Annotated in this window: 22 protein-coding genes and 3 pseudogenes; 18 read left to right on the top strand and 7 right to left on the bottom strand. The window is 59.5% G+C overall.

The window, feature by feature from the left end:
• Positions 1-272 precede the first annotated feature (272 nt).
• Positions 273-1265, bottom strand: a complete 993-nt coding sequence (hemB, locus tag AC1POX_RS02205) for a porphobilinogen synthase (protein ID WP_031424711.1) — start codon at positions 1263-1265, stop codon at positions 273-275.
• A 224-nt stretch (positions 1266-1489) separates the two neighbouring features.
• Positions 1490-1732: a hypothetical protein gene (locus AC1POX_RS02200; protein ID WP_017156266.1), complete on the bottom strand. Its 243-nt coding sequence runs from the start codon at positions 1730-1732 to the stop codon at positions 1490-1492.
• 223 nt (positions 1733-1955) lie between these two features.
• On the opposite strand from AC1POX_RS02200, the gene AC1POX_RS02195 reads away from it, so the two are divergent.
• The 7 genes from AC1POX_RS02195 (at position 1956) to AC1POX_RS02165 (ending at position 7381) form a co-directional block, all read left to right on the top strand.
• Positions 1956-2411, top strand: coding sequence for a hypothetical protein (locus AC1POX_RS02195; RefSeq protein ID WP_372356701.1), 456 nt, complete (start codon positions 1956-1958; stop codon positions 2409-2411).
• Positions 2412-2620: 209 nt separating this feature from the next.
• Positions 2621-3562 (top strand): hypothetical protein, encoded by a 942-nt coding sequence (locus tag AC1POX_RS02190; RefSeq protein ID WP_372356700.1) that lies wholly within the window; start codon positions 2621-2623, stop codon positions 3560-3562.
• 61 nt (positions 3563-3623) lie between these two features.
• Positions 3624-4769: a TrbL/VirB6 family protein gene (locus AC1POX_RS02185; RefSeq protein ID WP_089111453.1), complete on the top strand. Its 1146-nt coding sequence runs from the start codon at positions 3624-3626 to the stop codon at positions 4767-4769.
• Between the two features lie 17 nt (positions 4770-4786).
• The gene (locus tag AC1POX_RS02180; RefSeq protein WP_372356699.1) at positions 4787-5305 is read left to right on the top strand and encodes a DUF4189 domain-containing protein; all 519 of its coding nucleotides are present in this window, start codon (positions 4787-4789) and stop codon (positions 5303-5305) included.
• A 131-nt stretch (positions 5306-5436) separates the two neighbouring features.
• Complete coding sequence (locus AC1POX_RS02175) at positions 5437-5754, top strand: hypothetical protein (RefSeq protein ID WP_372356698.1); 318 nt, start codon at positions 5437-5439, stop codon at positions 5752-5754.
• Positions 5755-5893: 139 nt separating this feature from the next.
• Complete coding sequence (locus AC1POX_RS02170) at positions 5894-6418, top strand: DUF4189 domain-containing protein (RefSeq protein ID WP_372356697.1); 525 nt, start codon at positions 5894-5896, stop codon at positions 6416-6418.
• A gap of 12 nt (positions 6419-6430) precedes the next feature.
• On the top strand, positions 6431-7381 hold the full coding sequence (locus AC1POX_RS02165; protein ID WP_372356696.1) for a TrbL/VirB6 family protein: 951 nt from the start codon (positions 6431-6433) through the stop codon (positions 7379-7381).
• Between the two features lie 186 nt (positions 7382-7567).
• Here the strand turns inward: AC1POX_RS02165 and AC1POX_RS02160 are convergent.
• Positions 7568-8670 (bottom strand): IS3 family transposase gene (locus AC1POX_RS02160; protein ID WP_372356259.1). Its coding sequence is split into 2 segments (ribosomal slippage): positions 7568-8412 and positions 8412-8670, totalling 1104 coding nucleotides; the frame shifts between segments, so codons are not numbered across the junction.
• A gap of 24 nt (positions 8671-8694) precedes the next feature.
• Here AC1POX_RS02160 and AC1POX_RS02155 point away from each other — a divergent pair.
• The 10 genes and pseudogenes from AC1POX_RS02155 to AC1POX_RS02110 all read left to right on the top strand — a co-directional run bounded on the left by AC1POX_RS02155 (position 8695) and on the right by AC1POX_RS02110 (position 16948).
• Complete coding sequence (locus AC1POX_RS02155; RefSeq protein WP_372356695.1) at positions 8695-9132, top strand: DUF4189 domain-containing protein; 438 nt, start codon at positions 8695-8697, stop codon at positions 9130-9132.
• Positions 9133-9470: 338 nt separating this feature from the next.
• A complete protein-coding gene (locus AC1POX_RS02150; protein WP_277574329.1) occupies positions 9471-10118 on the top strand; it encodes a hypothetical protein in 648 nt (215 codons plus the stop codon).
• Positions 10115-11470 carry a Tle-like phospholipase domain-containing protein gene (locus AC1POX_RS02145; RefSeq protein WP_372356694.1) on the top strand — a complete coding sequence of 452 codons (1356 nt, stop codon included), beginning with the start codon at positions 10115-10117 and terminating at the stop codon, positions 11468-11470. The genes AC1POX_RS02150 and AC1POX_RS02145 overlap by 4 nt, the downstream gene beginning before the upstream one ends.
• Positions 11471-11474: 4 nt before the next feature.
• A pseudogene (locus AC1POX_RS02140) lies at positions 11475-11857 on the top strand (type IV secretion system protein); the annotation flags it as partial.
• Between the two features lie 70 nt (positions 11858-11927).
• Positions 11928-13042 (top strand): IS3 family transposase gene (locus tag AC1POX_RS02135; protein ID WP_409350108.1). Its coding sequence is split into 2 segments (ribosomal slippage): positions 11928-12182 and positions 12185-13042, totalling 1113 coding nucleotides; the frame shifts between segments, so codons are not numbered across the junction.
• A 14-nt stretch (positions 13043-13056) separates the two neighbouring features.
• Positions 13057-13773: pseudogene (locus AC1POX_RS02130) on the top strand (type IV secretion system protein); the annotation flags it as partial.
• Between the two features lie 106 nt (positions 13774-13879).
• The gene (locus AC1POX_RS02125) at positions 13880-14398 is read left to right on the top strand and encodes a DUF4189 domain-containing protein (protein WP_372356693.1); all 519 of its coding nucleotides are present in this window, start codon (positions 13880-13882) and stop codon (positions 14396-14398) included.
• A gap of 146 nt (positions 14399-14544) precedes the next feature.
• A pseudogene (locus AC1POX_RS02120) lies at positions 14545-14784 on the top strand (type IV secretion system protein); the annotation flags it as partial.
• A gap of 173 nt (positions 14785-14957) precedes the next feature.
• Complete coding sequence (locus AC1POX_RS02115) at positions 14958-15602, top strand: hypothetical protein (RefSeq protein ID WP_338339881.1); 645 nt, start codon at positions 14958-14960, stop codon at positions 15600-15602.
• Positions 15599-16948 carry a Tle-like phospholipase domain-containing protein gene (locus AC1POX_RS02110; protein ID WP_372356692.1) on the top strand — a complete coding sequence of 450 codons (1350 nt, stop codon included), beginning with the start codon at positions 15599-15601 and terminating at the stop codon, positions 16946-16948. Before AC1POX_RS02115 ends, AC1POX_RS02110 begins: the two co-directional genes overlap by 4 nt.
• A gap of 192 nt (positions 16949-17140) precedes the next feature.
• On the opposite strand, the gene AC1POX_RS02105 is transcribed toward AC1POX_RS02110, so the two are convergent.
• The 4 genes from AC1POX_RS02105 to AC1POX_RS02090 all read right to left on the bottom strand — a co-directional run bounded on the left by AC1POX_RS02105 (position 17141) and on the right by AC1POX_RS02090 (position 22924).
• Positions 17141-18925, bottom strand: a complete 1785-nt coding sequence (locus AC1POX_RS02105; RefSeq protein ID WP_338339879.1) for a DUF885 domain-containing protein — start codon at positions 18923-18925, stop codon at positions 17141-17143.
• Positions 18926-18993: 68 nt separating this feature from the next.
• Positions 18994-19230 (bottom strand): cytochrome c oxidase assembly factor Coa1 family protein, encoded by a 237-nt coding sequence (locus AC1POX_RS02100; protein WP_372356691.1) that lies wholly within the window; start codon positions 19228-19230, stop codon positions 18994-18996.
• 434 nt (positions 19231-19664) lie between these two features.
• Positions 19665-21902, bottom strand: coding sequence for a S9 family peptidase (locus tag AC1POX_RS02095; protein WP_372356690.1), 2238 nt, complete (start codon positions 21900-21902; stop codon positions 19665-19667).
• 332 nt (positions 21903-22234) lie between these two features.
• Positions 22235-22924 (bottom strand): glutathione binding-like protein, encoded by a 690-nt coding sequence (locus AC1POX_RS02090; RefSeq protein WP_008576488.1) that lies wholly within the window; start codon positions 22922-22924, stop codon positions 22235-22237.
• A gap of 383 nt (positions 22925-23307) precedes the next feature.
• Between AC1POX_RS02090 and AC1POX_RS02085 the strand changes: the two genes are divergently transcribed.
• Positions 23308-26322, top strand: a complete 3015-nt coding sequence (locus AC1POX_RS02085) for a TonB-dependent receptor (RefSeq protein WP_122273179.1) — start codon at positions 23308-23310, stop codon at positions 26320-26322.
• Positions 26323-26347: the final 25 nt, after the last annotated feature.

The following is a 26347-nucleotide window of genomic DNA, read 5'->3' as shown; positions in this document are numbered from 1 at the left end:
GCGCGCCGGTCCTGTTGCGGCGTACGCAAGCCATACCATCAAAAGGTTTGAACGCTAGTGCATGGGAGCGACGTGCCGTATTGCATCTGATGCAGGCGGCACGTCGACTCCCCGCGATCCAGCGGGCGCTGGCGCATCTGTCAGGCTAACGACGCCCATCGAACCAGACCGCCCGCTCCAGACCCCACTGCACGCAGGCGACTGCCTGGCCGACGCGAGCGGCCCTCACTCTTGCGTAACTGAGTGGCAGCGCCGTCGCACCGTGCTCGCGCTCAGCGCGTTTCGCGCAACCAACGCGCCACTTGCGGGGCGAAATAGGTCAACACGCCATCGGCGCCGGCACGCTTGAAGGCCATCAATGCTTCGAGCACGCACTTGCGCTCGTCCAGCCAGCCATTGGCTGACGCCGCCTTGAGCATCGCGTACTCGCCGCTGACCTGGTACGCAAAGGTCGGCACGCGGAATTGATCCTTCACCCGGCGCACCACATCCAGATACGGCATGCCCGGCTTGACCATCACCATGTCCGCGCCTTCTTCCAGATCCAGGGCGATCTCGCGCAAGGCTTCATCGCCGTTGGCCGGGTCCATCTGGTAGGTGGTCTTGTCGGCCTTGCCCAGATTGCCGGCGCTGCCTACCGCATCGCGGAAGGGACCGTAGAACGCCGAGGCGTACTTGGCCGAATACGCCATGATCCGCACGTTGAGATGATCGTCGGCATCGAGCGCGCGGCGGATCGCACCGATGCGGCCATCCATCATGTCCGAAGGCGAAATGATGTCCACGCCCGCCTGCGCATGCGACAACGATTGCTTGACCAAGGCCTCGACCGTGATCTCGTTGAGCACATAACCCTTCGCGTCGATGATGCCGTCCTGGCCGTGGGTGGTGTACGGGTCCAGCGCCACGTCGGTCATGACGCCCAGCTCCGGGAAGCGCGACTTCAACGCCCGCACCGCGCGCTGCGCCAGGCCGTCCGGGTTCCAGGCTTCGGCCGCGTCCAGGCTCTTGCCGGCCGGGTCGATCACCGGGAACAGGTCGATCACCGGGATGCCCAGTTCCAGCGCGTTTTCCGCCTCGCGCAGCAGCTCGTCCAGCGACAGGCGTTCCACGCCGGGCATCGACGCGATCGGCGCGCGGCCAGGCAGTTCGTGTACGAACACCGGCCAGATCAGGTCATCGGTGGTCAGCGTGTTCTCGCGCATCAACCGACGCGAAAACCCATCGTGGCGCATGCGGCGGGGGCGATAGTGCGGGTGGGCCATGACAAGGCTCCTGTAGACAGCGCATCAGTTTACGCCCGCCATGATGCGCAGAACGCGCTGCGACGCAGTGTCGCAGCGCTGCAACGGCACGCGGGTTCTTGCTCGCTTTCTCTCAGCCACAGGTCGAGCAAGGCGCCGACGTCTGGCGATGCAGACCCTGCCGGACACGCGCGCACCCGACACATGCACACGCAGGTGCGCATCGCCGCCTTGTCGAGAGCCCGTTAGATAATCCCGCCGCCCAGGGTCAGGCGCATCACCCCGACCACGATCACCAGGCCGTTGAGAACCAAGCCGGTCTTGGCACGGCCACGGTTGCCTGCCGAGGTGAACAACAGCGCGATGGCGGCGATCAACGCGCCCACCGCCGCGAACGGAATCAGGAACCAGTTGCCCCAACCCAGCAGCGGAATGAAGGCCAACACCATCCAGAGCAGCGCCACGATGCCCCACAACAGGCTGATCAGTCCCACGTGCCACCTCGTCTTGAAGAAAGCACGAGCTTACCGGCGCGGCCGTCCTCACGCCGTGGGCGGGTGGTCATCATGACCAATGGCGGTTTGGCGGCAGCCTCACACCGGCATGGCTAGGGTGCGCCAAAGTGCGGCGCGATTCAGTCCAGGCGCCGGATCATCGCTGCCACTACGCGGATTTCATTACCCAGCTTTCATCACCCAAGGGGGGTCCACCATGCACAAGCAATCGCTGATCAGGAACGTCGCCATCGCCGCGGCGACCGCCGCCTTGCTGGCCGGTTGCGCCAGCAGCTCCAAGGTGATGCTGGGCCAGGCGCGCGCGCCGATCGACCCGGCGCAGGTGCAGGTGTATTCCAACGCCCCGGTCGGCTCGGTGGAAATCGCCCAGCTCGAATCGACCAGCGCCGCCGGCTTCGGCACCCAGGGCCAGACCGACGCTGCCGTGCAACGCCTCAAGCGCGAAGCCGCCAAGCTCGGCGCCAACGGCGTGGTCATCGTCGGCCTAGGCTCCGAACGCTCCGGCGGCGGCCTGTCGGTGGGCGGTGGCAGCTACGGCGGCCGCGTCGGCGGCGGCTTGGGGATCGGCATCCCCACCACCCAGAAGCGCGCGGCCGGAGTGGCGATCTGGGTGCCGGCGGGGGCCAGGGACACGCCTACGAAAGAACCTTGAGCGTCGCTTCAGGGCAGCAACCCACCGAAGAGTCCTCGCATGCGATGCATTGGAAGGAAGAGCGGTCAGGACAGCCTCTCCCGATAAGGCGCCGGCCGAGAATCTGAAGACATTCATCAAACAACGACGCATTAAAAATATGGAAATGCGGCCTGCTCTGTGGCACCTTACGGCAGACCTGCGTTTAACCGCACACAAGGAAGATGGCCGTGGCAGGCACTCGAACGAACAATTTCAGCGCTGACAGCAGCGCCAGCGCGGGCGTCTATGGCTGCATCGGCAGCACGACGCCCGCTCCCAGGCAAGCCGCCGACAGGACCCACCGGCGCATCCCTGTGTCTTTTTTCCCGTATCAAGCCAATTCAGTGAGACTTGCTATGACTGACCATGTCCGTCGTTCTCGTGCGCCGTTTTCACGCCTTGCAGCAGGCCTGCTCCTCGCGGTAGGGCTGTTTGCCGGGCATGCAAGCGCACAGGTGATTACCCACGACCCGATGACGTTGGAAAGCATTATTGCTGAATACGGAAAGGAATTTGAACGTTGGAAGGAAACGTTGTCCCAGTACCAGAAAGAATATGCGCACTATCAGCAACAGCTGATCAAGCTGCAGAGCCTCAACTTGGGCACTACAAATCTAGAAGACAATTTCAACGAACGTGATCCCAACTACGGGGTGGCGGAAGCATGCCCAGGCTCAGGTGGTGGCTTGGGAAGCATCATGACAAGCATCAAAAGCATATTGCCCAATATGGATGGCAACCTGGTGACTGAGCAGACCAAGATCTGTCAGTTGATGGTGATGACTGAAAACGCTCGCTACAACGAGTCTGTCCGCATGCTCAAACGACTGATTCAGCGTAACAAGGATTTCGAGCAAAAGATTCAGTCGCAGCGTAACAGCGTGGGAACCAGCCAGGGCGCGCTTGCCGCAAACGACAACGAGGTCTCACGCTTCATGGCGCAGAACTCGATGGATCTCGATTACTGGCAGGCAAAATTGAAGGCCTACGACTATTACGAGGCATCCCTGAAAAGTGACCAGCGCAAGCTCACAAAGCGCGCCCTGGATGGCAATAAGGGCGGCGGCATTCCATTGGTCACCCAGCTGGTACAGGCCGCTGCGTTGAAGGCGGCACTATCAGTCGATTGAGTGCACTTATACATTTGCCATGCACGGCAGGCAGTTTTATTAGGATCAAATCGGGGCGGATATGGACAGCGTTTTTCAGGGTGCATTGAGTTGGCTTACGCCGATGGCCGATGTAGGCATCGGCGACTATGTCTTTTTCAAGCTGATCAATGATTACCTCAATAAGGAGATCGACACGTTCGGCATGGAGCTCATCGGCCGTGCCATGACGTGGGTGAGTGTGATCGCCATGATTTTGGTCACGCTGTGGGTGATGATCGTTGGCTATCGACTAGCCACCGGACAGTCGCGCAATTCTGCGATGGAGACGATGGGTAAAGCCGCAAAGATCGTCTTTATCTTGAGTATCGCCACCGCAGTGGGAAGCAATGGCGCGATGCTGCACAAGACGATGACGCAGAACCTGGACAAGGAGATCCACGAACTGTTCACAGGCGAAAGCGGTACGTCAGCAGCCGATGCAATCGACGAAAATCTGGGCTATACGCAGCTGGCGATGGCCGCCGTGGATGTAGTGAACATCGACTCCGATGATCCGGAGGCGCTTCAAAAGAAGAGCAATGCCATGCTGCTTGCCGGATTCGGCACAGCAAGTCCCGCGATGGCGGCAGGCGCCATGCTGCTGTTGTTCAAGTTCACGATGGCATTCCTGGTCGGCGTCGGCCCGATCTTCATCCTGGCCCTGATGTTTGATGCCACCAAGGATCTGTTCAAGAAGTGGCTGTTCTATGTGATCGGCACCTTGTTCTCGATGTCCATGCTTTCGGTGGTCTCGGCCATCGTGCTCAAGCTCGCCACCAAGGTCGCCATCGCGCTCTGGGTCGCCAAAGGCATCACCGGGCTGATGGGTAACAATACCGAAGGCCTGAGCTCGCAAGCCTTGCAGCAGGGCGGCATCGGCTTGCTGCTGACCACCCTCATCATCACCATGCCTACCGTTGCGGCAGCGCTCTGGCAAGGAAGCATGGGCACCTTTATGGCGTACTCGGCATTTGGTACCGCTGGTGCGAGTAGTGCGTCCCCTGGGCCTCAGGGTCAGCCGCCTGGGTCGTATATGCCGCAGCAGATTAGTGGCGATAACACGAGAGCAAATGCGAGTAACCCTGTAGCAGCATCTGGCGAGAGATTTCTTGGGGCACAGCAGCCTGCAACCCAATCTCCCGGCTCAAGAGGTCTTGCACCCAAAGGAAATGACCAAATTATTTGAGGTCTAGTGACGAGCTTATGAAAATTAGCCTGCTTATTTTACTTATTTATGCATGCATTTTAGACATAGCGCATGCTGAAGGTGGATGTCCACCCGGCCAATACCCTATCGGAGGTCAGGGCGCTATTGCCTGCGCCCCGCTCCCTCAAGATCAGACACAACAGAAAGCCAGGCCTATCGGAAAGTGGATTAAAACCTGGGGCGCCATTGCAAGTGGCACTATTGACTCAATAGTAACCTACGGCGTTTCGACAGGTAAATTTTCGAAAGCCGAGGCGGAACAAGAAGCACTGGCGCAGTGCTCATCACATGGTGAAAATAATTGCGCAGTTTTACTAACCTATAGAAATCAGTGTGCCGCCGTAGCCACTCCAAAAATCGATGGTAGACCCTCGGGAATTGCTCGTTTGGTCGGAAGGGCGACGCTCAACGAAGCTAGTACTGATGCTTTAGCTACTTGCACGAAGAATAATCCAAATGCGGAATGCAGTATAGGTTACAAAAATTGCACAGAACCCGTTTTTAAGCAATTTTAAAAATGGTCTCCATCAACCGTGTAACAGTTAATTAATTTCAATACTCTGCATAGCGATTTTTAAGCCGAGCCCGTGAGCCTAATTATTTTTTAACTCCGCTAAATTTGCTACAAAAGAATGTATCGACCATCGTGCTCAAGCTCGCCACCAAGGTCGCCATCGCGCTCTGGGTCGCCAAAGGCATCACCGGGCTGATGGGTAACAATACCGAAGGCCTGAGCTCGCAAGCCTTGCAGCAGGGCGGCATCGGCTTGCTGCTGACCACCCTCATCATCACCATGCCTACCGTTGCGGCAGCGCTCTGGCAAGGAAGCATGGGAACGTTTATGGCGTACTCGGCATTTGGTACCGCTGGTGCGAGTAGTGCTTCTCCTGGGCCGCAGGGGCAGCCGCCTGGGTCTTATATCCGTCACAAAAACCGAGCGATGGTGCAACGCATGAGCAAATGAACATGCCGAACCTAAATGCCGGGCGAGTGTCCGGTGGCACTACTGCTACATCTAGCCCAGCAGCCGCTGGTTCGCGCGGGATCGCGCCGACTCATGACACCAATCGAATTGTCTAGCTTTCCTTTGAAGAGAATTACTAATGCTTAAAGCTACAATGATACTTCTGGGAATAGCCCTTTCTTGTCCGGCGTTTGCAGAACAAGGCTGCCCAGCTGGCCAGTATCCAATAGGAGGACAGGGAGCGATTTCATGTGCACCTATTCCGCAAGACCGACCCACAGTCGCGCAGCCTCGTCCTGCTGGAAAGTGGCTAAAGACTTGGGGCGCAGTCGCAGTGGGTGTACTAGATGCTGCACCTCGATACGGTGTTCCAGTCGGACTTGCTTCAGAAGCTGAAGCAAAGAGAGAAGCAATGGCACGCTGCAACCGATCAGGCGCTCAAGGCTGCCGAATAGGAACCACTTTTAGAAATCAGTGTATGGCTATTGGCGAGCCTCAAATCGATGGTTTGCCAAAGCCTAATGGAATTATTCAATTCTCAGGACAACCTACGGAGGCAGAGGCGAGCGCCGAGGCACTACGTAGATGCATGAAGGAAAACCCTGGGGCTGAGTGCAAGGTTATTCACACAGCTTGTTCCGAGCAAGTTTTTCAGAAATTTTGAGAGTCTAGGGTGATGATCGTTGGCTATTGGCTAGCGACCGGACAATCGCGCAATTCTGCGATGGAGACGATGGGTAAAGCCGCAAAGATCGTCTTTATCCTGAGTATCGCCACCGCAGTGGGAAGCAATGGCGCGATGCTGCACAAGACGATGACGCAGAACCTGGACAAGGAGATCCACGAACTGTTCACAGGCGAAAGCGGTACGTCAGCAGCCGATGCAATCGACGAAAATCTGGGCTATACGCAGCTGGCGATGGCCGCCGTGGATGTAGTGAACATCGACTCCGATGATCCGGAGGCGCTTCAAAAGAAGAGCAATGCCATGCTGCTTGCCGGATTCGGCACGGCAAGTCCCGCGATGGCGGCAGGCGCCATGCTGCTGTTGTTCAAGTTCACGATTGCATTCCTGGTCGGCGTCGGCCCGATCTTCATCCTGGCGCTGATGTTTGATGCCACCAAGGATCTGTTCAAGAAGTGGCTGTTCTATGTGATCGGCACCTTGTTCTCGATGTCCATGCTTTCGGTGGTCTCGGCCATCGTGCTCAAGCTCGCCACCAAGGTCGCCGTCGCGCTTTGGGTCGCCAAAGGCATCAACGGTCTAATGGGGAATGATGTAGAAGGCCTGAGTTCGCAAGCCATGCAGCAAGGCGGCATTGGGATGCTGCTCACGGTGGTGATCATCACCATGCCAACCGTCGCCGCCCCTCTATGGCAAGGAAGCATGGGCAGCTTCATGCACTTCTCAGCATTTAGCGGCGGCGGGGCTTCATCACCCGGACCGCAGGGGCAACCGGCAGGTTCATATACACCTGCTCGGCGCGATGATGATGCGCGATCCACACCAGAAGCAAGGCCTGCAAATATTAATGCTAGCCGGACCTCAGGTTCTCCGTCGGATAACCAGCCCGCCCAAATGTCTGGCACGCGGGGATTGGCAAACGACGGAAATCGAATAGCGTAGGCTTAGGAGAGTCGTGATGCAAAAGACAATCTTGGCATTATTCTTATTAGCTTTTATGGATATAGCAGTCGCCGAAGAGGGATGTCCTACCGGACAAATTCCTGCACAAGCAGGTGGCGGACCTGCATCATGCGGACCGATACCCCAGGGATACCGACGTCCCCCCGCTCTGAGTAGCGGCCGGGTTTAGAGTCCGGAGTTGATGATATCGGTGTTGGCCAGCTGTTGGGCATACGCAGATGGCGTCATGCCGCCAATGGCCTTCTTGGGTCGCTCCTCGTTGTATTCGCGTCGCCAGCGTTCGATCTCGGTACGCGCATGCAGCAGGGTTGGGAACCAGTGCTCGTTGAGGCATTCGTCGCGCAGCCGGCCATTGAACGATTCGACGTAGGCGTTCTGGTTTGGCTTGCCAGGCTGGATCAGCCGTAACTGCACGCCACGCGCATGTGCCCAGGCCACCATCGCTTTGCCGCAAAACTCCTTGCCGTTATCTGTGCGGATCACCTGTGGCAAGCCGCGACTGTGCGCCAGCCGATCCAGCACGCGTGTCACGCCATGGCCCGAGATTGCGCGCTCCACCTCGATGGCGATCGCTTCGTGGGTTGCATCGTCCACGATCACCAGACACTTGATCACTCGGCCTTCGGCGCTGCGGTCGAACACGAAATCCATCGACCACACCTGATTGGCCTGCGATGGCCGCAGCAGCGGCTGACGCTCTCCTATCAGCACCTTTTTGCGCTTGCGGCGCCGGACCTGCAGCTGCTGCTCGCGGTACAACCGCTCCACACGCTTGTAGTTCACGATGCGTCCTTCCTGTCGTAATTTGAGATAGATCATCCCCACACCATAACGGCGATGGCGATGCGCCAACGCACAGATGCGTTCGCGCAGTTCGACGTTGCGATCTTCGCTCGGGCAATATCGCAGCGCACTGGCGCTCATGCCGATCACTGCCAACGCACGACGCTCGCTGGCACCACGCCCGATCCACTCGCGCACCAGCATGCGACGCGCCGGTGCGCTCACCACTTTTTTCGCAGTGCATCCTTGATCAGGTCGTTCTCGAACAGCTGCTCGGCCAGCAACTTCTTCAGCCGCGCGTTCTCGGACTCAAGGTCCTTGAGCCGCTTGGCATCGGGCACGCTCATCCCGCCGAACTTGCTGCGCCACAGATAATAGGAAGCCTCGCTGAAGCCATGCCGCCGGCACAGGTCCTTGATCGCCACACCGGCATCAGCTTCGCGCAGGAAGCCGATGATCTGTTCTTCAGAAAAACGCTTCTTCACGTCCAATCTCCTCGAGTTAGGGAATTGGACTCCAAACTGAGGTGCTACTCAAAATCGGGGGGGCGTCGATACTATAAAAATAACTCTCCACGCCCTACCGGAAAATGGATTAAAACCTGGGGCGCTATTGCGCTAGGAACTATTGATGGGGTTCCGAATTACGGCGTGCCAACGGGATTACCTAGTGAAGCTTCTGCAAAAAAAGAAGCTATCGCAAGGTGTACAAAGCTAGGCGCAGATAACTGCCATGTTGTTGCAACTTATCGCAATCAGTGCACAGCAATTGGTGAACCTCAAAGTAATGGGCGACCAAATCCGGATGGATATGTTCAGTTCGCACGGCAGCCAGGCAAAGAAAACGCAATTAAAGAAGCTTTAGAAAGTTGCGAAAGGAGAAATCCTACGATGCAATGCAAAGTTATTTACTCCGCATGCTCAGAACCGATTTTTCAGGAACTTTGAAGACTGAATTAATTTTAGCAGCGTAAAATCTATCCAAATACATTAGCAGGCTGCTGAAATAACCCGAATGGGCCTTGGCAACTGCTCGGAAAATTCGCGCAAAGCAGCCAGCGAGTGGATTTGAGATGACCCTGAGGCAACGAGCAGTGTCGCTCCGATTGGCTTTAGTCGTGGCGCTGAGCAAGCGGCAGGCCTCGCTCGCTTTGTCCACGAGCGAGGCATCCAGGACCCGGAAGGTGTGGTGATCAAGCACGTAGCTAATGCATGATCGAGCATACCCAGGCCAACACAGCGTTCTCTCTATTGCTCGATGCGCACAGGCAGCGAAGGCATCTCCAATGAACACCAAGATTATCGGTCGTTTCGCTTTCCTCCTCATGCCCTTTCTCCTTGCAGGATGCAAGCCCATGACTACCCCATCCTCAAAAGCCGAAGCGACGACCAGCGATCCGACTTACCGGAAGAACCCGCATCCGACACAGGCATATCGCATCACCATGACCATCGAGGATGCGCCGGGGCCGTTCGAGTGGATCTCGGGTACGGCGTTCTACCAGATGACCAACCACACGCAATGCACGCCGATCGAGCCCATTGCCGGCGTGTGGAACAAGTCTGACGAAGATGGGATTCCCATCCACTTCGAGAAGCGCGATGCATCCACTTATATGGCGACAATCTATGCCGATGGCATGGTTGATGCAGATTATTACGGAAAAGGGATATGCGAGTTTGAGCTAAACGGGATCGGCATCTCACTTCGAGCGACCGGCAAGGAAGAGGAAACACGGTTCCAGCCCTTACTCTTCAAGTCGCAGATACACGACGTAAGACCGGTGAAGTTCTACTTTTGGAAAGGCGGTTATCCACGAAGTAAGATGGATAACTACCCCGACACCGGCGAATATAGTGCGGACAAATACTCAGAACCCAACAGAAGCAACTTATTTCAGATAACGCTAAAATCTGAAAAGGTGCCTAAATGAGCTTGACACATCAGCAGTACGCACTGCTTGCAAGCGATGCGTATAAAAAGCCTAACGAGACGGGCCCCAACAGTAAACCAGTAGATCTCGGCGACTTTCTAGTTAGGCGCCTTGAATACATGGATCGCCCATCAGGTTATCAGGGCGTTATCTATGAGAGAATAGACACAGGGCAGATTATCGTAGCCCATCGCGGCACAGAGACCGATCGGCAGCTAAGAGAAGATGGCGTTTATACCGACGGCGGTATGGTTGCAACACGTCACAACAACCAGATCGCTGATGCGATAGATTTAACGCATCATGCCTTGATGTATGCAGAGCAAAAACATCTCAAGACCGGCCAACCAGCCCCTCAAGTCACCGTTACCGGCCACTCGCTTGGCGGCGACTTGGCCCAGGTGACCGCGCACCACTTCGGCCTCAAAGGCGAAACCTTCAACGCCTATGGCGCGGTCAGCCTGGACCGGCGCATTCCCGAAGGCGGTCACGATGTCATCAATCACGTGATGGCTGGCGATGCGGTCAGTGCTGCCAGCAAGCATTATGGCCAAGTCAGGATCTATGCCACGCCGCTAGAAATCGCCACATTGCAGAAGGCCGGGTATGCCAACGACCGCAGTGTGCTGGATGACCGCAACCCGCTGGTCGCCGTCGAGTTGGGCGACTCGCATCGCATGCATAACTTTCTGCCCGTTGACGGCAATGGCAAACCAGATCGCTCGGTGCTGGGAAATCCCAGGTCGCAACAGCTGGCGCAGCAATACGCGCCGATGATCGACAAGTACCGCGATGATGTGGCGCTGATGCGTGGCGGCCTGACCCTGGCATCGCGCAGCGCCCAATCGATGAACCTCCCCGATGCCATCAACCACCTACGTGGCACGCTGGCTCCTGGTGCCGGCGCAGCCGAGATGGCAGCCAAGCGCTGGACGGAAACGCAACAGCGCATGGAGCGCGAAGACACGCCGGTCTATGTAGCCCCTGGTTGGAAGCTGCCGTTGGGCAATACCCCAGAGCGCTGCGTGGATCCAGCTGCGGCGGCCATGTCCACTGATCCGTTGTACCGCTCCATCCACAGCAAGTTACCCGAAGGCACCTCCGATGCAGTGGCCATGCATGCGACTGTGGAAGCCAAACGCGCCGGCATCGTCAACGTCGACCAGCTGCGCAGCGTAACCGTGCAAGATAGCAACGCCTGGATCGTCGGCAATACGCCGGGTTTCCGCACCAAAGTGGATCTGGCGGCAGAGGCACCGCCGTTGCAAGAGAGCCAGCAGCAGTTGCGTGCGCTGGATGCGCAGCGGGCGCAGTCGGAGATGGCTGCACCGACGCCGACGCGTGTGATGTAGGGCGATGGCGCGACTGATCGACAACGACGATGTCAGCAATACGCTCCAGGACTTTGACCTGGCGCTATGGGCCCTGCCATGACGTGGGTGAGCGTGATCGCCATGATTTTGGTCACGCTGTGGGTGATGATCGTTGGCTATCGACTAGCCACCGGACAGTCGCGCAATTCTGCGATGGAGACGATGGGTAAAGCCGCAAAGATCGTCTTTATCCTGAGTATCGCCACGGCGGTGGGAAGCAATGGCGCGATGCTGCACAAGACGATGACGCAGAACCTGGACAAGGAGATCCACGAACTGTTCACAGGCGAAAGCGGTACGTCAGCAGCCGATGCAATCGACGAAAATCTGGGCTATACGCAGCTGGCGATGGCCGCCGTGGATGCGTAAGCTCCCCCGATCCGCAGACACCGCATAAGTAGATCTTTCTGGCATCGTTCCCAAGTCAGGAGGTTCCATGCGCACATCGAAGTTCACCGAGACACAGATCATCGCCACGCTCAAGCAGGCCGACGCAGGCGTTCCAGTCAAAGACATCTGTCGCCAAGTCGGCATCAGCACGGCGACCTATTACCAGTGGAAGAGCAAGTACGGCGGCTTGGAGGCGTCCGAGCTGCGGCGGGTCAAGGAGCTCGAGTCCGAGAACGCCAAGCTCAAACGGATGTATGCCGAGTTGGCGCTCGACAACGCGGCAATGAAGGACCTGATCGCAAAAAAACTCTAGGGCCGGCGCGTAAACGCGAGGCGGTGCGGTTCCTTATCGAGGTCCACGCGCGGCCGTTGCGCCGGTCCTGTGCATGCGTCGGGCTGTCGCGTGCCGCTTGGTATGCACCGCCTCTGGACTGGACGGTGCGCGATGCCGAGCTGATTGCCGAGATCGCGCGTTACGTTGAAGCGCACCCCAGTCGTGGCTTCTGGAAGTGCAGCGACTACCTTCGCAAGCAGCAACCAGGTTGGAATCCCAAACGCATCTATCGCGTTTACAAGGCCATGAAGCTCAACCTACGCCGCGCTGCAAAGCGTCGCCTTCCCAAGCGTGAGCGGGTGCCGCTCTACGTGCCGAGGCTGCCAGACACGGTCTGGTCGGTCGACTTCATGAGCGATGCGCTGGCATGCGGACGACGCTTTCGCACCTTCAACGTGGTGGATGACTTCAATCGCGAGGCGCTGCACATCGAGGTTGACACCTCGATCAACTCGCAACGGCTTGTGCGTGTGTTCGAGCAGATCAAACGCGATCATGGCTTGCCGCAGGTGGTGCGCTCGGACAACGGCCCCGAGTTCCTGGGCGAAGCGTTCACCAGCTGGCTCAAGACCAATGGCGTCGCACTACAGTACATCCAGCCGGGAAAGCCAAATCAGAATGCCTTCATCGAGCGCTTCAATCGCACGTTCCGCGAGGAAGTGCTCGACCTGAATCTCTTCGCCTGCCTCGACGATGTGCGCGAAGCCGCCCACTGGTGGATGATCGACTACAACGAAGCAAGATCCCATGATTCGCTCGGCGGAATGACCCCGGTCGAGTACCGCAACAAGTACGCCGAAAGCTCTACTTTTGAAGTGCCTGCTTGACGGGGGAGCTAACGGATGTAGTGAACATCGACTCCGATGATCCGGAGGCGCTTCAAAAGAAGAGCAATGCCATGCTGCTTGCCGGATTCGGCACGGCAAGTCCCGCGATGGCGGCAGGCGCCATGCTGCTGTTGTTCAAGTTCACGATGGCATTCCTGGTCGGCGTCGGCCCGATCTTCATCCTGGCGCTGATGTTTGATGCCACCAAGGATCTGTTCAAGAAGTGGCTGTTCTATGTGATCGGCACCTTGTTCTCGATGTCCATGCTTTCGGTGGTCTCGGCCATCGTGCTCAAGCTCGCCACCAAAGTCGCCATCGCGCTCTGGGTTGCCAAAGGCATCACCGGGCTGATGGGTAACAATACCGAAGGCCTGAGCTCGCAAGCCTTGCAGCAGGGCGGCATCGGCTTGCTGCTGACCACCCTCATCATCACCATGCCTACCGTTGCGGCAGCGCTATGGCAAGGAAGCATGGGAACGTTTATGGCGTACTCGGCATTTGGTACCGCTGGTGCCTCTAACGCCAGTAGCGCTGCTCCTGGCCCTCAGGGGCAGCCGCCAGGGTCTTATATGCCGCGTCAGATTTCTAATGATAACGGATCTAATAATGGGCAGAGAGAGTCCATCACAAATACTCATTCTGCAAACAGACCTATTGTAGGCACCTCAGATTCGCTACCGGCACCGGGCTCTAGAGGAAATGCCGGAAGAACAGATAACTTTAATATTTAATTAAGCCGGATCCGACTCGTTTATCCACTTTGCCATACTTAAAAGTCACCCAAATTATATAGAACACCCAAAGCGAAAACCCTACTTAATAATCTTCGAATTTACAATGAAAAATTATGTTTTCGCCACAATACTTTTATTTTTCTTCAGTTATTCAGCAACTGCTGAGCAGGGCTGTCCGCCCGGGCAATATCCTATAGGAGGACAAGGAGCTGCAGCATGTGCTCCCATCCCACAAAGTCAAACACAACAAACACAACCTAGTCCCATCGGAAAATGGATAAAGACTTGGGGTGCCGTAGCTTTAGACGAGTCTGACGTGGGCGCGCTTGGCGTGTCAGCTGGAAAATTGTCTAAAAATGATGCCCAGCAGACTGCACTTGCAAATTGCGCCAAAGCAGGCGGCACTAAGTGCAAAGAATGGGCAACATACCGAAACCAATGTATAGCTGTTGCAGAGCCTTATAGCAATGGAAGATCAGCATCTGGAAGTTTACAGTTCGTAACAAGTCCATCACTAGAGAAGAATAATAGCGAAGCGTCTAGCAGATGCCTATCGAAGAATAAGATCGAGTGCAGAGTCATTTATACAGCCTGCTCGGAGCCAATTTTCCAAAAATTTTGATGTTAGATATCCAAGGGTCAAGACGGAATTGGAATCCGTGCAATCATCCAAAATTCATGTCATCTTGATCAAGCATTACTATCTCAAGTTTCCTAAAATCTGGCCTATGCAACAGGCCACATCGGCTTCTTAGTTACCATCATCATCCGGAGGCGCTCCAAAAGAATAGCAATGCCACGCTGCTTGCCGGATATGGCACAGCCAGCCCCGCGATTGCGACAGTCGCGATTCTGTTGTTCAAGTTCACGATGGCATTCATGGTCGGCGTCAGCTCCATCTTCATCCTGATGCTGATGTTTGATGCGACCAAGGGCCCGTTCAAGAAATGGCCGCTCTATGTGATCGGCACATTGTTCTCGATGTCCATGTTATCGGTGGGTTCGGCACATGCGATGCATAGGAAGCGGCAGGGTTGTTCGAGGTATCCTTTGAACCTATGCTGGTCCTGCGGGTTCGCGTGCCGCACTAATGCGATGTCGGGATCAGCGAACCACCCAATCCGGGCCAAAACTGCATACCCCCTATTGCACAATGCGCACAGGCAGTGAAAGCATTCCCAATGAACCCCAAGATTATCGCTCGTTTCGCCTCCCTCCTCATGCCCGTTCTTCTTGCAGGATGCAAACCCATGACTACCCCATCCTCAAACGCCGACGCAACCAAAGATCCGACTTACCAGAAGAACCCGCATCCGACGCAAGCGTACCGGATCACGATGACAATTGAGGATGCGCCGGGTCCGTTTGGATGGATCTCGGGCACGGCGTTCTACCAGATGACCAACCACAAACAATGCACGCCGATCGAGCCCATTGCCGGCGTGTGGAACAAGTCTGATGAAGACGGCATCCCCATCCACTTTGAGAGGATAAATGCATCCACGTATGTTGGCACGATCTATGCCGATGGCATGGTAGATGCGGACTATTATGGCAAGGGGACGTGTTCTTTTGAATTAGACGGGGTTGGAATCTCCCTGAAAGCGACCGAAAAGCATGAAGACACACGCTTTCAGCCGGCCCTATTTAAGAACGAGATTTACAGCAAAGCTCCGAAGGTCACTTACTTTTGGAAAGGACGCTACCCGAAGGAAGATGTAGACAACTTCCCTGACAGCGGCAGATCAAGAATCGATCAATTCAATGACAATGCCCGTAATGACATCTTTAAAGTCACCCTGACTACTGAAAAGGTGACCCCATGAGCCTTACGAGCCAGCAATATGCCGCTCTCTCTGACGATGTTTATCAGGAGCCGCGAGAGACAGGCCCGGTTAGTCGACCCGTAAATATTGGCGGCATTACCTACAAGCGCCTTGAGTATGTAGACAGCCCTTCAGGCTATCAAGGCATGGTCTATCAGCGGATCGACACCAACGAGATTATCGTCGCCCACCGTGGCACCGAGACTGAGCGTGAGCTCAAGCAGGATGGTGTCTACACCGATGGCGGCATGGTCGCAGCACGTCACAATCGCCAGGCCGCTGAAGCAATTGAGTTGACCAAGCGGGCGTTGGTCTACGCGCAAAAAATCGGCAAGGATGGCGAAGTACCCGCCGTCACCGTCACCGGCCACTCGCTTGGCGGCGACTTGGCCCAGGTCACCGCGCACCATTTCGGTCTCAAAGGGGAAACCTTCAACGCCTATGGCGCGGTTAGCCTGGACCGGCGCATTCCCGAAGGCGGTCACGATGTCATCAATCACGTAATGGCTGGCGATGCGGTCAGTGCTGCCAGCAAGCATTATGGCCAGGTCAGGATCTACGCAACGCCACAAGAAGTCGCCACATTGCAGAAGGCCGGGTATGCCAACGACCGCAGTGTGCTGGATGACCGCAACCCGCTTGTCGCCGTCGAATTGGGCGATTCGCATCGCATGCATAACTTTCTGCCCGTTGACGGCAATGGCAAACCAGATCGCTCGGTGCTGGGAGATCCCAGGTCGCAGCAGCTGGCGCAGCAATACGCGCCGATGATCGACAAGTACCGCGATGATGTGGCGCTGATGCGTGGCGGCCTGACCCTGGCATCGCGCAGCGCCCAATCGATGAACCTCCCCGATGCCATCAACCACCTACGTGGCACGCTGGCTCCTGGTGCCGGCGCAGCCGAGATGGCAGCCAAGCGCTGGACGGAAACGCAACAGCGCATGGAGCGCGAAGACACGCCGGTCTATGTAGCCCCTGGTTGGAAGCTGCCGTTGGGCAATACCCCAGAGCGCTGCGTGGATCCAGCTGCGGCGGCCATGTCCACTGATCCGTTGTACCGCTCCATCCACAGCAAGTTACCCGAAGGCACCTCCGATGCAGTGGCCATGCATGCGACTGTGGAAGCCAAACGCGCCGGCATCGTCAACGTCGACCAGCTGCGCAGCGTAACCGTGCAAGATAGCAACGCCTGGATCGTCGGCAATACGCCGGGTTTCCGCACCAAAGTGGATCTGGCGGCAGAGGCACCGCCGTTGCAAGAGAGCCAGCAGCAGTTGCGTGCGCTGGATGCGCAGCGGGCGCAGTCGGAGATGGCTGCACCGACGCCGACGCGTGTGATGTAGGGCGATGGCGCGACTGATCGACAACGACGATGTCAGCCATAGCTTCTCCAGTGTGCCGATGGCTGGTGAGTTGCACACGAGAGTTGGCTAAGACATTACCAACACGGCCGGAACCAGATCGCGCGTTTCAGCGCGCGATCTGGCCAGGTTGTTGTCTGCCAGGAGTGGCATCTGGAACAGCGAGTACCGTCATTACTTCTGGTGCGCTGGAATGAACTGCGTCTCCACCGCCTTGGCCAGCTGGTCCGGTGGCAGCAGTCCCTGGTCGAGCAGGAAGTTGTTGAAGGCCAGGCGATCGAACTTCTTGCCCAGGGCCAGTTCGGTGCGCATGCGCAGTTCGAGGATGCGGGTGTAGCCGTAGAAGTAGCTGCCGGCCTGGCCGGGCGCGCGGACGGTGTAGCGGTCCAGTTCCTGGCGGGTCATGGCCGGCGACAGGCCGACGTCGTCTTCCAGTACCTGGCGCGCGCGTTCGCGGTCGATCAGGCCCAGGTTGAGCATCGGGTCGAGCATGGCGCGGGCGGCGCGCAACAGGCGGAACTGCAGGGCGATGAGCTGGCCGTCGAGCGGTTCGTACGGCACCATTTCCGCTTCGGCATACAGCGCCCAGCCCTCGACGTTGACCGAGTTGAAGGCGAACATGCTGCGCGCCAGCGAGACGCCGCGTTCGACCATGGCGGTGAACTGCAGTTCGTGGCCAGGGCGGCCTTCGTGAGCGCTGAGCGTCCAGGCGGCCGAGCCGAAGTTGAAGTCGTCGTATTGCTCTTTCTTGGCGCCATCGGCGGTCGGGTTGCCCAGCGGCAACACGAACTGGCCCTGCTGGCCGGTATTGCCGATCAACGGGGCCGGCAGGAAGTGCGGGGCCGGTTGCGCGGCGCTTTCGGCGGCGCTGCCCAGGCGCATCTGCATCGGGCGGTTAGGCACATCGACGATGCGCTGCTGGCGGATGATCGGGTCGATCTGATCGATCACGCCGCGGTAGTGGGTTTCCAACTGGTCGTCGGCGATCTTGTTGCCCTTGAGGGCGCGGATCACCTGCACATAATCGCCGCCCTGCACGCCCTTGGCCTTGGCCACCAGCGGCGCCAGTTGGCGCATGGCCGAACGGGTCTCCATGAACTCCAGTTGCGCGCGCTGGATCAGCTGCTGCGGCGCGATATCGATCCCGACCTGCTTGAGCTGGAAAGCGTAAAGCGGCTCGGGCAGGCGGGTGTCCTTGCGCGCCTTGGGTAGCACGGTGGCGCGGGTCCACGCGGCGTAGTCCTTCAGTTGCGTGGACATGGCCTTGAGCGCCTCGTCGGCGCCGGCGATCTTGTACTTGGCGAACAGCTCGCCAATACCGGCGACGTAGGTGTCCACATTGGCCAGCGCCTGCTCCACTTCGCGCTGGGTGGGCTGCAGCAGGGCCTTGTTGCTCAGCTTTTCCTCGTAGCGCTGGCGCGCCAGCGTGGTGGTGGGCGTGCTTCCCGGTACCAGGCCGACGTAACGCTTGAGGCGATCCAGCGCCTTGGCGCGGCGCTCGGGCACGGTCTGGTCGGAGAGCAGACCGTTGAGACCACTGAAAACCGCCTCGGGAGCATCGCTCCAGGGCAACAGATACCGTTCGTTGAGCTCGCTGCCTTCGATGTTCTGCTCGGCCGCGCCGATCATGATCTGCAGGTCCTGGCGCACGTTGGCATCGCGCTCGGTGGTCAACTTCGTTTGCAGCGTGGCGCGCGCCTTGCGCATGGCATCGCGATAGCGCGCGGCGTTGTCCGGGCCGAGGTCGACGACCTGATCGTCGTAGCCGGGCACACCGAAGAAGCTGGCGTATTCGGGCTGGAACGGCGCCTGCGCATTGAGCAGGATCTGCGCATAGCCGTTGCTGGTCTGCACCCAGGCCGGGCTGGCGGGTTGTGTGGGCGCAGTCTTGCCGGTCTGTGCCTGCAACGGTAACGAGTAACCGAGCGCCAGCGCAACGGCGAGAACGAGTGGCTTCATGAGGCAGATCCGCGAATTGAGTAGCGCGACCCTACCCATCTGCAGCGGCCGCGGCAATCTGCCTTAGGTCATGGCCGGCGGGGCGGCGGCGGCGAGGCGGCAACAGGTAACACATCGATCCGGGCGCCATCGACGCCGGCGAAGGTCAATGTCCGGTAGGTCCAGCGGCTCTGCCTGCGCATGGCATCCACCTGCACACGGCCCTTGCCGTGCGGGCCGTGCAGCCCGACGCTGAAATGCGCTTCGCCGGTAGGACCGGAATAACGAATGCTGCCGTTGATCGAGACGTCTTCGTTGATTGGCATGCCCAGCCGTTGCACGACCTGCGCGTCGGTCTTTGCGATCTGCAGCGTCGCGATACACGTCGCTGGATTTCAGCGCTGCAGTGATCACGTAGAGCACACCACCGATCAGCAACGCCAGGAGTACAGACAGCGCAATACCGATGCCAGGCACGGCCCACTTCCAGTGCCGGTTCTCCAAAGGTCGGCAGCACGCGGGCGTTGCGGTGCTGCTTGAGGAAGCGGTGGTGGCCGGGACACGGCACTCCTTGTGCAAACGCTGAAAACGCGGATGATCGGTACCGCCCATTGTGAGCGATGCACAGCAGTGGACAACGACTGCACAGCCGCCGGCGGGCGCAGGAGATGCTCAGAAGCGGCGCGCTACAGGTACGCTTCGGTTGCTGTGCGCCGCCCTCACCCAGCTGGCTACTGTTGCTTGCGCCTGCTGGGCACGCTCAGTCGTGCACCGGCATCAGGCAGCGCTGCAAGAACGCTTCGGCAGTCTTGTAACGATGCAGCGCCGTGGCACCCGACAACCCATGCTTCGCACCGGGATACGTCATCAATTCGAATGGGGTGCCGCGTTGCTGCAGCGCGCTCATCAGCGCGGTGGAATTGGTGAACAGCACATTGTCGTCGGCCATGCCGTGGATCAGCAGCAGCTTGGCGCGCAGGCCATCCAGATGCGTGGCGATGCGTGCCTCGCGGTAGCCTGCGGCGTTGCGAGCCGGCAGATCCATATAGCGCTCGGTGTAATGGGTGTCGTACAGGCCCCAATCGGTGACCGGTGCGCCGGCCACGCCGCAGGCATAGGCGTCGCTGTGCTTGGCCAGCAGCATCAAGGTCATGTAGCCGCCGTTGGACCAGCCCTGCACGCCGATGCGCTTGGCATCCACCCAGGGCTGTTGCTTGAGCCAGGCCACGCCTTGCAACTGGTCGTCCACTTCCACCGTGCCCTGCCTGCCGTACAGCGCGCCACCGAACGCGCGCCCGCGCCGCGGCGTGCCACGGTTGTCCAGCGAAAACACCACGTACCCGCGCTGGGCCAGGTATTGGTCGAACAAGGCATCACCGCGGCTGGGCCAGGCATCGAGCACGGTCTGCGCCGCCGGGCCGCCGTACACGTAAACGATGACCGGGTAGCGCTTGGCCGGGTCGAACTTGTCGGGCTTGGTCAGCCGGTAATGCAGCGGTGTCTTGCCATCGGCAGCGGTGAGCGTGCCGAATGCGATCGGGCGCTGCGCATCGCGGTAGGTGGCGTACGGATGCTGCGGATCGCTCAGGTCGTTCTTCAGCAGCGTGGCGATCTTTTCGCCACTGGCGCGGAACAACTCGATCTGCGGTGGCGTGGTGGTGTTGGACCAGGTATCGACGTACACGCTGGCGTTGCTTGCGAAACTGGCCGCATGCGTGCCGTTGGTGTTGGAGCGCTTTTCGATCGCGCCACCGGCCAGTGGCACGGCGTAAATATGCGTTTGTGTGGGCCCGTCCTTGCTGGCGGCGAAATACACGTTGCCGGCCTGTTCGTCGACGGCGAGCAGGGCATCGACCACCCAGTTGCCGGAAGTCAGTGGCGTCAACGTGCGGCCGTCTTCGGATGCAAGATACAAATGCTCGTAGCCGCTGCGTTCGGAGTTCCAGAGAAAGCGGCCGTCCTTGAGAAACCGCAGGTCGTTGCTGAGCGGCACCCAGGTGGGCGAGGTTTCGGTGATGAGCGTGCGCTGCACGCCGCTGGCCAGCGTGGTTTCGATCAGCTCAAGGGTTTTCTGGTCGCGCGACTGCCGCTGGAAGGTCAGCCGCTGTGCATCGCGCCAATCCACGCGCGCCAGATAGATGTCCGGGTTCTTGCCCAGGTCGATCCAGCGCGGGGTGGCCTTGGCGCGCGGCGCGATCACACCTAGCTGCACCGCTACATTCGGCTGGCCGGCCTGCGGATAGCGCTGGCTGATCACTTCGGTATGGTCGGCATACACTTCCGGGCGCTTTTGCACCGGCACTTGCGATTCGTCGATGCGCGCAAAGGCGATCGCCGAGTCGTCCGGCGCCCACCAATAGCCGGTGTGACGATCCATTTCTTCGTCGGCGACGAATTCGGCCACGCCATTGCCGATGGTCTCGCTACCATCGTGGGTGAGCTGCAGCGCGTTGCCGTTGGCCAACTCGATGGCCCACACGTTGCGCTCGCGCACGAAGCTGACGAAGCCGCCCTTGGGCGAGAGCTTGGCGTCGGTGGCGAAGCCTTCGCCGTGGGTGAGCTTGCGTACCGCGGCCGCGCCGGTCTTGCGCAGGTCGTACAGATACAACTCGCCACCGAGCGGGAACAGCAGCGCGTGCGCATCCGGTGCCCATTGGTAATCGACGATGCCGGTGAACGCGGCGATGCGCTGGCGTTCACGGCGGGCTTTTTCGACATCGCTCAAGACCTCGGTGCCGGGCAGCACGACCTTGGAATCGACCAGCAGGCGCGTCTGGCCGCTGGCGATGTCGTATTCCCACAGATCCAGCTGATTGCGATCATTGTCCTTGCCGCGCAGGAAGGTCACGCGCGAGCCATCCGGTGCTACCTTGGGCTTCATCAACGTGGGACCGGCAAGCGGCAATGGGCCGGTGATGGCCTCCAGGGTGAGTTTTTCGGCATGGGCCATGGGAACGGTGCTGAGCATGAGGGCAAGGGCTACGAACAGGGCGCGCATCGATGATCCTGTCTGACGACTGCGCACAGGATGCGGCGGCGTTGTGGATTTGAGAAGCGCGGCGATCCTGGCGTTGGCCGCTCAGGCGTGCGCGCGTTGGGATTGATGGGGCCGGGGATGCGCATGCATCGCAAGATGTCTGTGGACGATGGGGACTAACGCGCCGCTACGTATGGCGAGGGAGCGCAATTGGGGTCGCTGTCAGTCTCCGGCGATGCCGTACCCTCATCCCAACCCCTCTCCCGTGGGAGAGGGGCGCATGCCGCCCCGTTGATGTGCCGCGCGCGTTTGATGCGCGTGTACTGTTACGCATCCGCGCCCAAGACGTTGCTTCAACGCTTGCCGAACAGGTGCTTGCGCTCTTCATCGCTGAGCGGCTGGCCCGCATTGGGATTGACCTGCTCCTTGAGCGCGTAGGCGCGCTGGGTGGCGGGGCGGGCGGCGATGGCGTCGTGCCAGCGTTTCAGATGCGGGAAGGCCGAATAGTCCGGCTTGAGGTCGCCATACACTTCGATCCACGGATAGCTGGCCATGTCGGCGATGCCGTAGTCGTTGCCCGCCAGGAAGGCGTGGTCGGCTAGGCGCTTGTCGAGCACGCCATGCAGGCGACGCACCTCGGCGTTGTAGCGCTCGATCGCGTAAGCAATCTTTTCCGGTGCGTAGACGTTGAAGTGACCCATCTGGCCGCTCATCGGGCCCAGCCCGCCCATCTGCCAGAACAGCCATTCCAGTGCAGCGATCCGGCCGCGGGCATCGCGCGGCAGGAAGCGGCCGGTCTTCTCGGCCAGATACAGCAGGATCGCGCCGGACTCGAACACGCTCTGCGCACCGCCGCCATCGGCCGGTGCATGGTCGACAATGGCCGGCATCTTGTTGTTGGGCGAAATCTGCAGGAATGCCGGTTCGAATTGCTCGCCCTTGCCGATGTTGACCGGCTTGAGGGTGTACTGCAGCCCCGCCTCTTCCAGAAACAGCGTGACTTTGTGCCCGTTGGGCGTGGGCCAGTAGTACAGATCGATCATCGTGCGCTCCAGTCAAAGGTGGTCGTTGCGGCAGGCCTGACTCAAGGGCGGCTGCCTGGCGTGCAGGCGTCGGGCCGGCAACGCACTCGCACCTGACGAATCCGCTTGCCAGGTGCGCATCCAAGGCGTGTGCCCGCTACCTCAGTGCCATCGCATCTTGAGAGAGGTTGCCATCCAAGCGCGATGGTAAGGCCAAGCGTTTGCCTATGGCGGCATGACACACCTGGCTCGGTGGAACGATGTGTGACGCGACAGGGTCGCGGCCGATGCTGCAGTGCAAATTGACTTTGTTAAGGCTGCACTAACAAATGCTCGATTGTTCCGTCGACCTTTGCCTGCCCCCGTGGGGCCGGCCTTATCTTCTGTTTGGGGAAGCAATCACCGTGAGAGAGACTCGCACCCTGCCGCGCACGCGGCGCTTGACGTCTGCCCTGCTGTTCGCCTTGTCGACTCCGCTGGCCGCGCAGACCGCGCCGGCGCCGCAATCGGCATCCACTGTCCCGGGTTCCAGTCAGGCCGACCCCGCCACCCTCGATACCGTCCAGGTCAGCGGTATTCGCGGCAGCCTTACCTCGTCGATGAACGTCAAACGCGATGCGCAAGGCATCGTCGACGGCATCGTGGCCGAGGACATCGGCAAATTCCCCGATACCAACCTGGCCGAGTCGTTGCAGCGCATCAGCGGTGTGTCGATCGACCGCTCGCTGGGCGAAGGCTCGCGCGTCACCGTGCGCGGCGTCGGCCCGGACTTCAACCTGGTGCTGTTGAACGGCCGCCAGATGCCGGGCGCCAGCATCGAAGAATCCAATGCCTCCAACTCGCGTGCGTTCGACTTCGCCAACCTGGCGTCCGAGTCGATCTCCGGTATCGAGGTGTTCAAGACCAGCCGTGCCAGCACGCCCACCGGCGGTATCGGCGCGACCATCAACATCAAGACTGCCCGGCCGCTGGATAATCCCGGCATGCATGCCAACGTGGGCCTCAAGGGTGTGCACGACTCGTCCAACGAGAACCTGCCCGGCCGCTTGCAGGGCGATTCGCTGACGCCGGAAATCTCCGGCATCTTCAGCAACACCTCGGCCGACGGACGCTTCGGCGTGTCGCTGAGCGGCAGCTACCAGGAACGCGACTTCGGCTACAGCCAGGTCGGCGTCCCCAATGGCTGGCGCGCATTCCGCGGCGATTCCACCGCCTACGGCACCATTCCGCAGCCGGGCGCACCGGGTTCGGAAAACATCGTCAACCGCCCCGGTCCGAACGATATCTATTCGGTGCCGCAGAACCTCAACTACCGCGTGGTCGGCGTCGAACGCCAGCGCACCAACGGCCAGCTGGTGCTGCAGTACAAGCCGCTGGACAACATCACCACCACGCTGGATTACACCTACTCGGAAAACAAGATCCAGCAGCAGCGCAACGAGATGTCGGTGTGGTTCAACTACGGGCCGTCCGCCAGCTCCTGGACCAAAGGACCGGTCGCCGGTCCGATCACCTATTCGGAAATCGTCAATCCGCCCACCAGCGATCTGGCCACCGCCGGGTCCAATGCGGCCACGCGTAACCAGAACAAGTCGCTGGGTTTCAACGTGGATTGGGCGGTGAACGATCAGTTCAAGCTCAACTTCGACATCCACCGCTCCACCGCCGAAGCCGGCGCGGACAGCCCGTACGGGTCGAGCAACTCGCTGGGCGTGTCCGGCTTCTACCGCGGCACCTCGGTGGTGGATTTCAGCAAGGATTTCCCGGTGCTGCAGCAGCAGCTGGGCTTCGGGCTGAACGGCCTGGACCCGTCGCGCACGCTGGTCACCGGCTCGGCGTTCCGCAACAGCTACATGAAGTCGGAAATCGATCAGGCGCAGGTCAACGGCGATTTCACCTTCGAAAACTATTCGCAGTTGAAGTTCGGCGTCGGCAGCACCGAGGTCAAGAACCGCTCGGCGTTTTCCAACGTGCAGCGCGACACCTGGGGCGGCAACGGCACTGCGGCCGATTACCCGGACGACCTGTGGATTCCCAGCTCGTTCGCGCAGTACTTCGATGCGATCGACGGCAGCGGCAATCCGGCGCAGTTCAACCAGCTGTTCCTGTTCGATTTCGAGCGCGCGCGCCAGGCCGCTGCGCAAGCCGCTGGCGACGAGTCGCTGTACCGCATCTCGCCGGTGTTCACCACCGACCGCCGCGTGACCGAAAAATCCAAGAACGCCTACCTGCAGTGGGGCAATAGCTGGGACGATCTGCGCGTGCCGATCAGCCTGGCGGCCGGTGTGCGTTACGAAGAAACCAAAGTGGAAGCGCGCGCGCTGGTGCCGGTGGCCGTGGGCATCGACTGGGTCGCCAACAACGAGCTGCCGATCCGGCTGGCCGACTCGGCGTTTTCCGGCGGCAGCGGCAAGTACGAATACTGGCTGCCCAGCCTGGACCTGAGCTTCAAGCTGCGCGAAGACCTGGTGCTGCGCGGCAGCTACGGCGAAACCATCGGCCGGCCCGGCTGGGGCGACATCCAGGGCGGGCAGACGCTCAACCAGATCGGCCGCATCGAAGGCGGCTCGGGCCAGGAAGGCAATCCGGGCCTGAAGCCATTGCTGTCGCACAACATCGACCTGTCGCTGGAGTGGTATTACGGCGAAGCGAGCTACGCCTCGGTGGGGTTCTTCCGCAAGAACATCGACAACTATGTCGGCGTCACCACCCGCAACGACACCTCGCTCGGCCTGCACACCCCGGTGGGCGGCGCTTACTGGAACCAGGCGCTGGCCAATGGCTGCGCCACTGCCGACCTGACCTGCATCCGCAACTACATCTTCCGCAACTTCGCCGGCCAGCCGGGCGTGGTCCGCGGAACCGACGACACCAATGGCAATGCCACCGGTACGATCAGCGGTCAGCCAGGCGACCCGGTCGCCAACTTCTCCATCACCGCGCCGGCCAACCAGCGCTCGGCCTCGCTGGATGGTTGGGAATTCAACGTGCAGCACATGTTCGGCCAGAGCGGCTTCGGCGTGTCGGCCAACTACACCAAGGTCGACTCCGGGTTGACCTACAACAACTACGTGATCGGCGAGCAGTTCGCGCTGGAAGGCTTGAGCGATTCGGCCAACCTGGTCGGTTTCTACGACAAGGGACAATGGCAAGTCCGTGCGGCCTACAACTGGCGCGACGAGTTCCTGGCCGCGCGTTTTGACGGCAGTGGCCTGCCCAACCCGGTCTACACCGAAGCCTATGGCCAGCTGGATCTGAGCATTGGCTACCAGTGGACCGAGAACCTGTCGCTGAGCCTGGAGGCGATCAACCTCACCAACGAAATACAGCGCCAGCACGGCCGGCAGAAGAACGAGATCATCTATGCCACCCAGACCGGCCCGCGCTACATGCTGGGCCTGCGCTACAAGTTCTGGTGATGCCGCTTGGGCGATGCAGGACTGA

The organism is Xanthomonas sp. NCPPB 3442 (assembly GCF_056725145.1).
Note: the sequence above shows the minus strand (reverse complement) of the source record. Positions and strands in the feature narration are given on the sequence as shown.

Coding starts and splice junctions, on each gene's coding strand:
- AC1POX_RS02150 (WP_277574329.1), top strand. CDS start 9,471: ATGAACACCAAGATTATCGGTCGTTTCGCTTTCCTCCTCATGCCCTTT.
- AC1POX_RS02185 (WP_089111453.1), top strand. CDS start 3,624: ATGGACAGCGTTTTTCAGGGTGCATTGAGTTGGCTTACGCCGATGGCC.
- AC1POX_RS02125 (WP_372356693.1), top strand. CDS start 13,880: ATGAAAAATTATGTTTTCGCCACAATACTTTTATTTTTCTTCAGTTAT.
- AC1POX_RS02195 (WP_372356701.1), top strand. CDS start 1,956: ATGCACAAGCAATCGCTGATCAGGAACGTCGCCATCGCCGCGGCGACC.
- AC1POX_RS02090 (WP_008576488.1), bottom strand. CDS start 22,924: ATGATCGATCTGTACTACTGGCCCACGCCCAACGGGCACAAAGTCACG.
- AC1POX_RS02095 (WP_372356690.1), bottom strand. CDS start 21,902: ATGCGCGCCCTGTTCGTAGCCCTTGCCCTCATGCTCAGCACCGTTCCC.
- AC1POX_RS02165 (WP_372356696.1), top strand. CDS start 6,431: ATGATCGTTGGCTATTGGCTAGCGACCGGACAATCGCGCAATTCTGCG.
- AC1POX_RS02100 (WP_372356691.1), bottom strand. CDS start 19,230: ATGCCAATCAACGAAGACGTCTCGATCAACGGCAGCATTCGTTATTCC.
- AC1POX_RS02105 (WP_338339879.1), bottom strand. CDS start 18,925: ATGAAGCCACTCGTTCTCGCCGTTGCGCTGGCGCTCGGTTACTCGTTA.
- AC1POX_RS02145 (WP_372356694.1), top strand. CDS start 10,115: ATGAGCTTGACACATCAGCAGTACGCACTGCTTGCAAGCGATGCGTAT.
- hemB (WP_031424711.1), bottom strand. CDS start 1,265: ATGGCCCACCCGCACTATCGCCCCCGCCGCATGCGCCACGATGGGTTT.
- AC1POX_RS02180 (WP_372356699.1), top strand. CDS start 4,787: ATGAAAATTAGCCTGCTTATTTTACTTATTTATGCATGCATTTTAGAC.
- AC1POX_RS02170 (WP_372356697.1), top strand. CDS start 5,894: ATGCTTAAAGCTACAATGATACTTCTGGGAATAGCCCTTTCTTGTCCG.
- AC1POX_RS02115 (WP_338339881.1), top strand. CDS start 14,958: ATGAACCCCAAGATTATCGCTCGTTTCGCCTCCCTCCTCATGCCCGTT.
- AC1POX_RS02110 (WP_372356692.1), top strand. CDS start 15,599: ATGAGCCTTACGAGCCAGCAATATGCCGCTCTCTCTGACGATGTTTAT.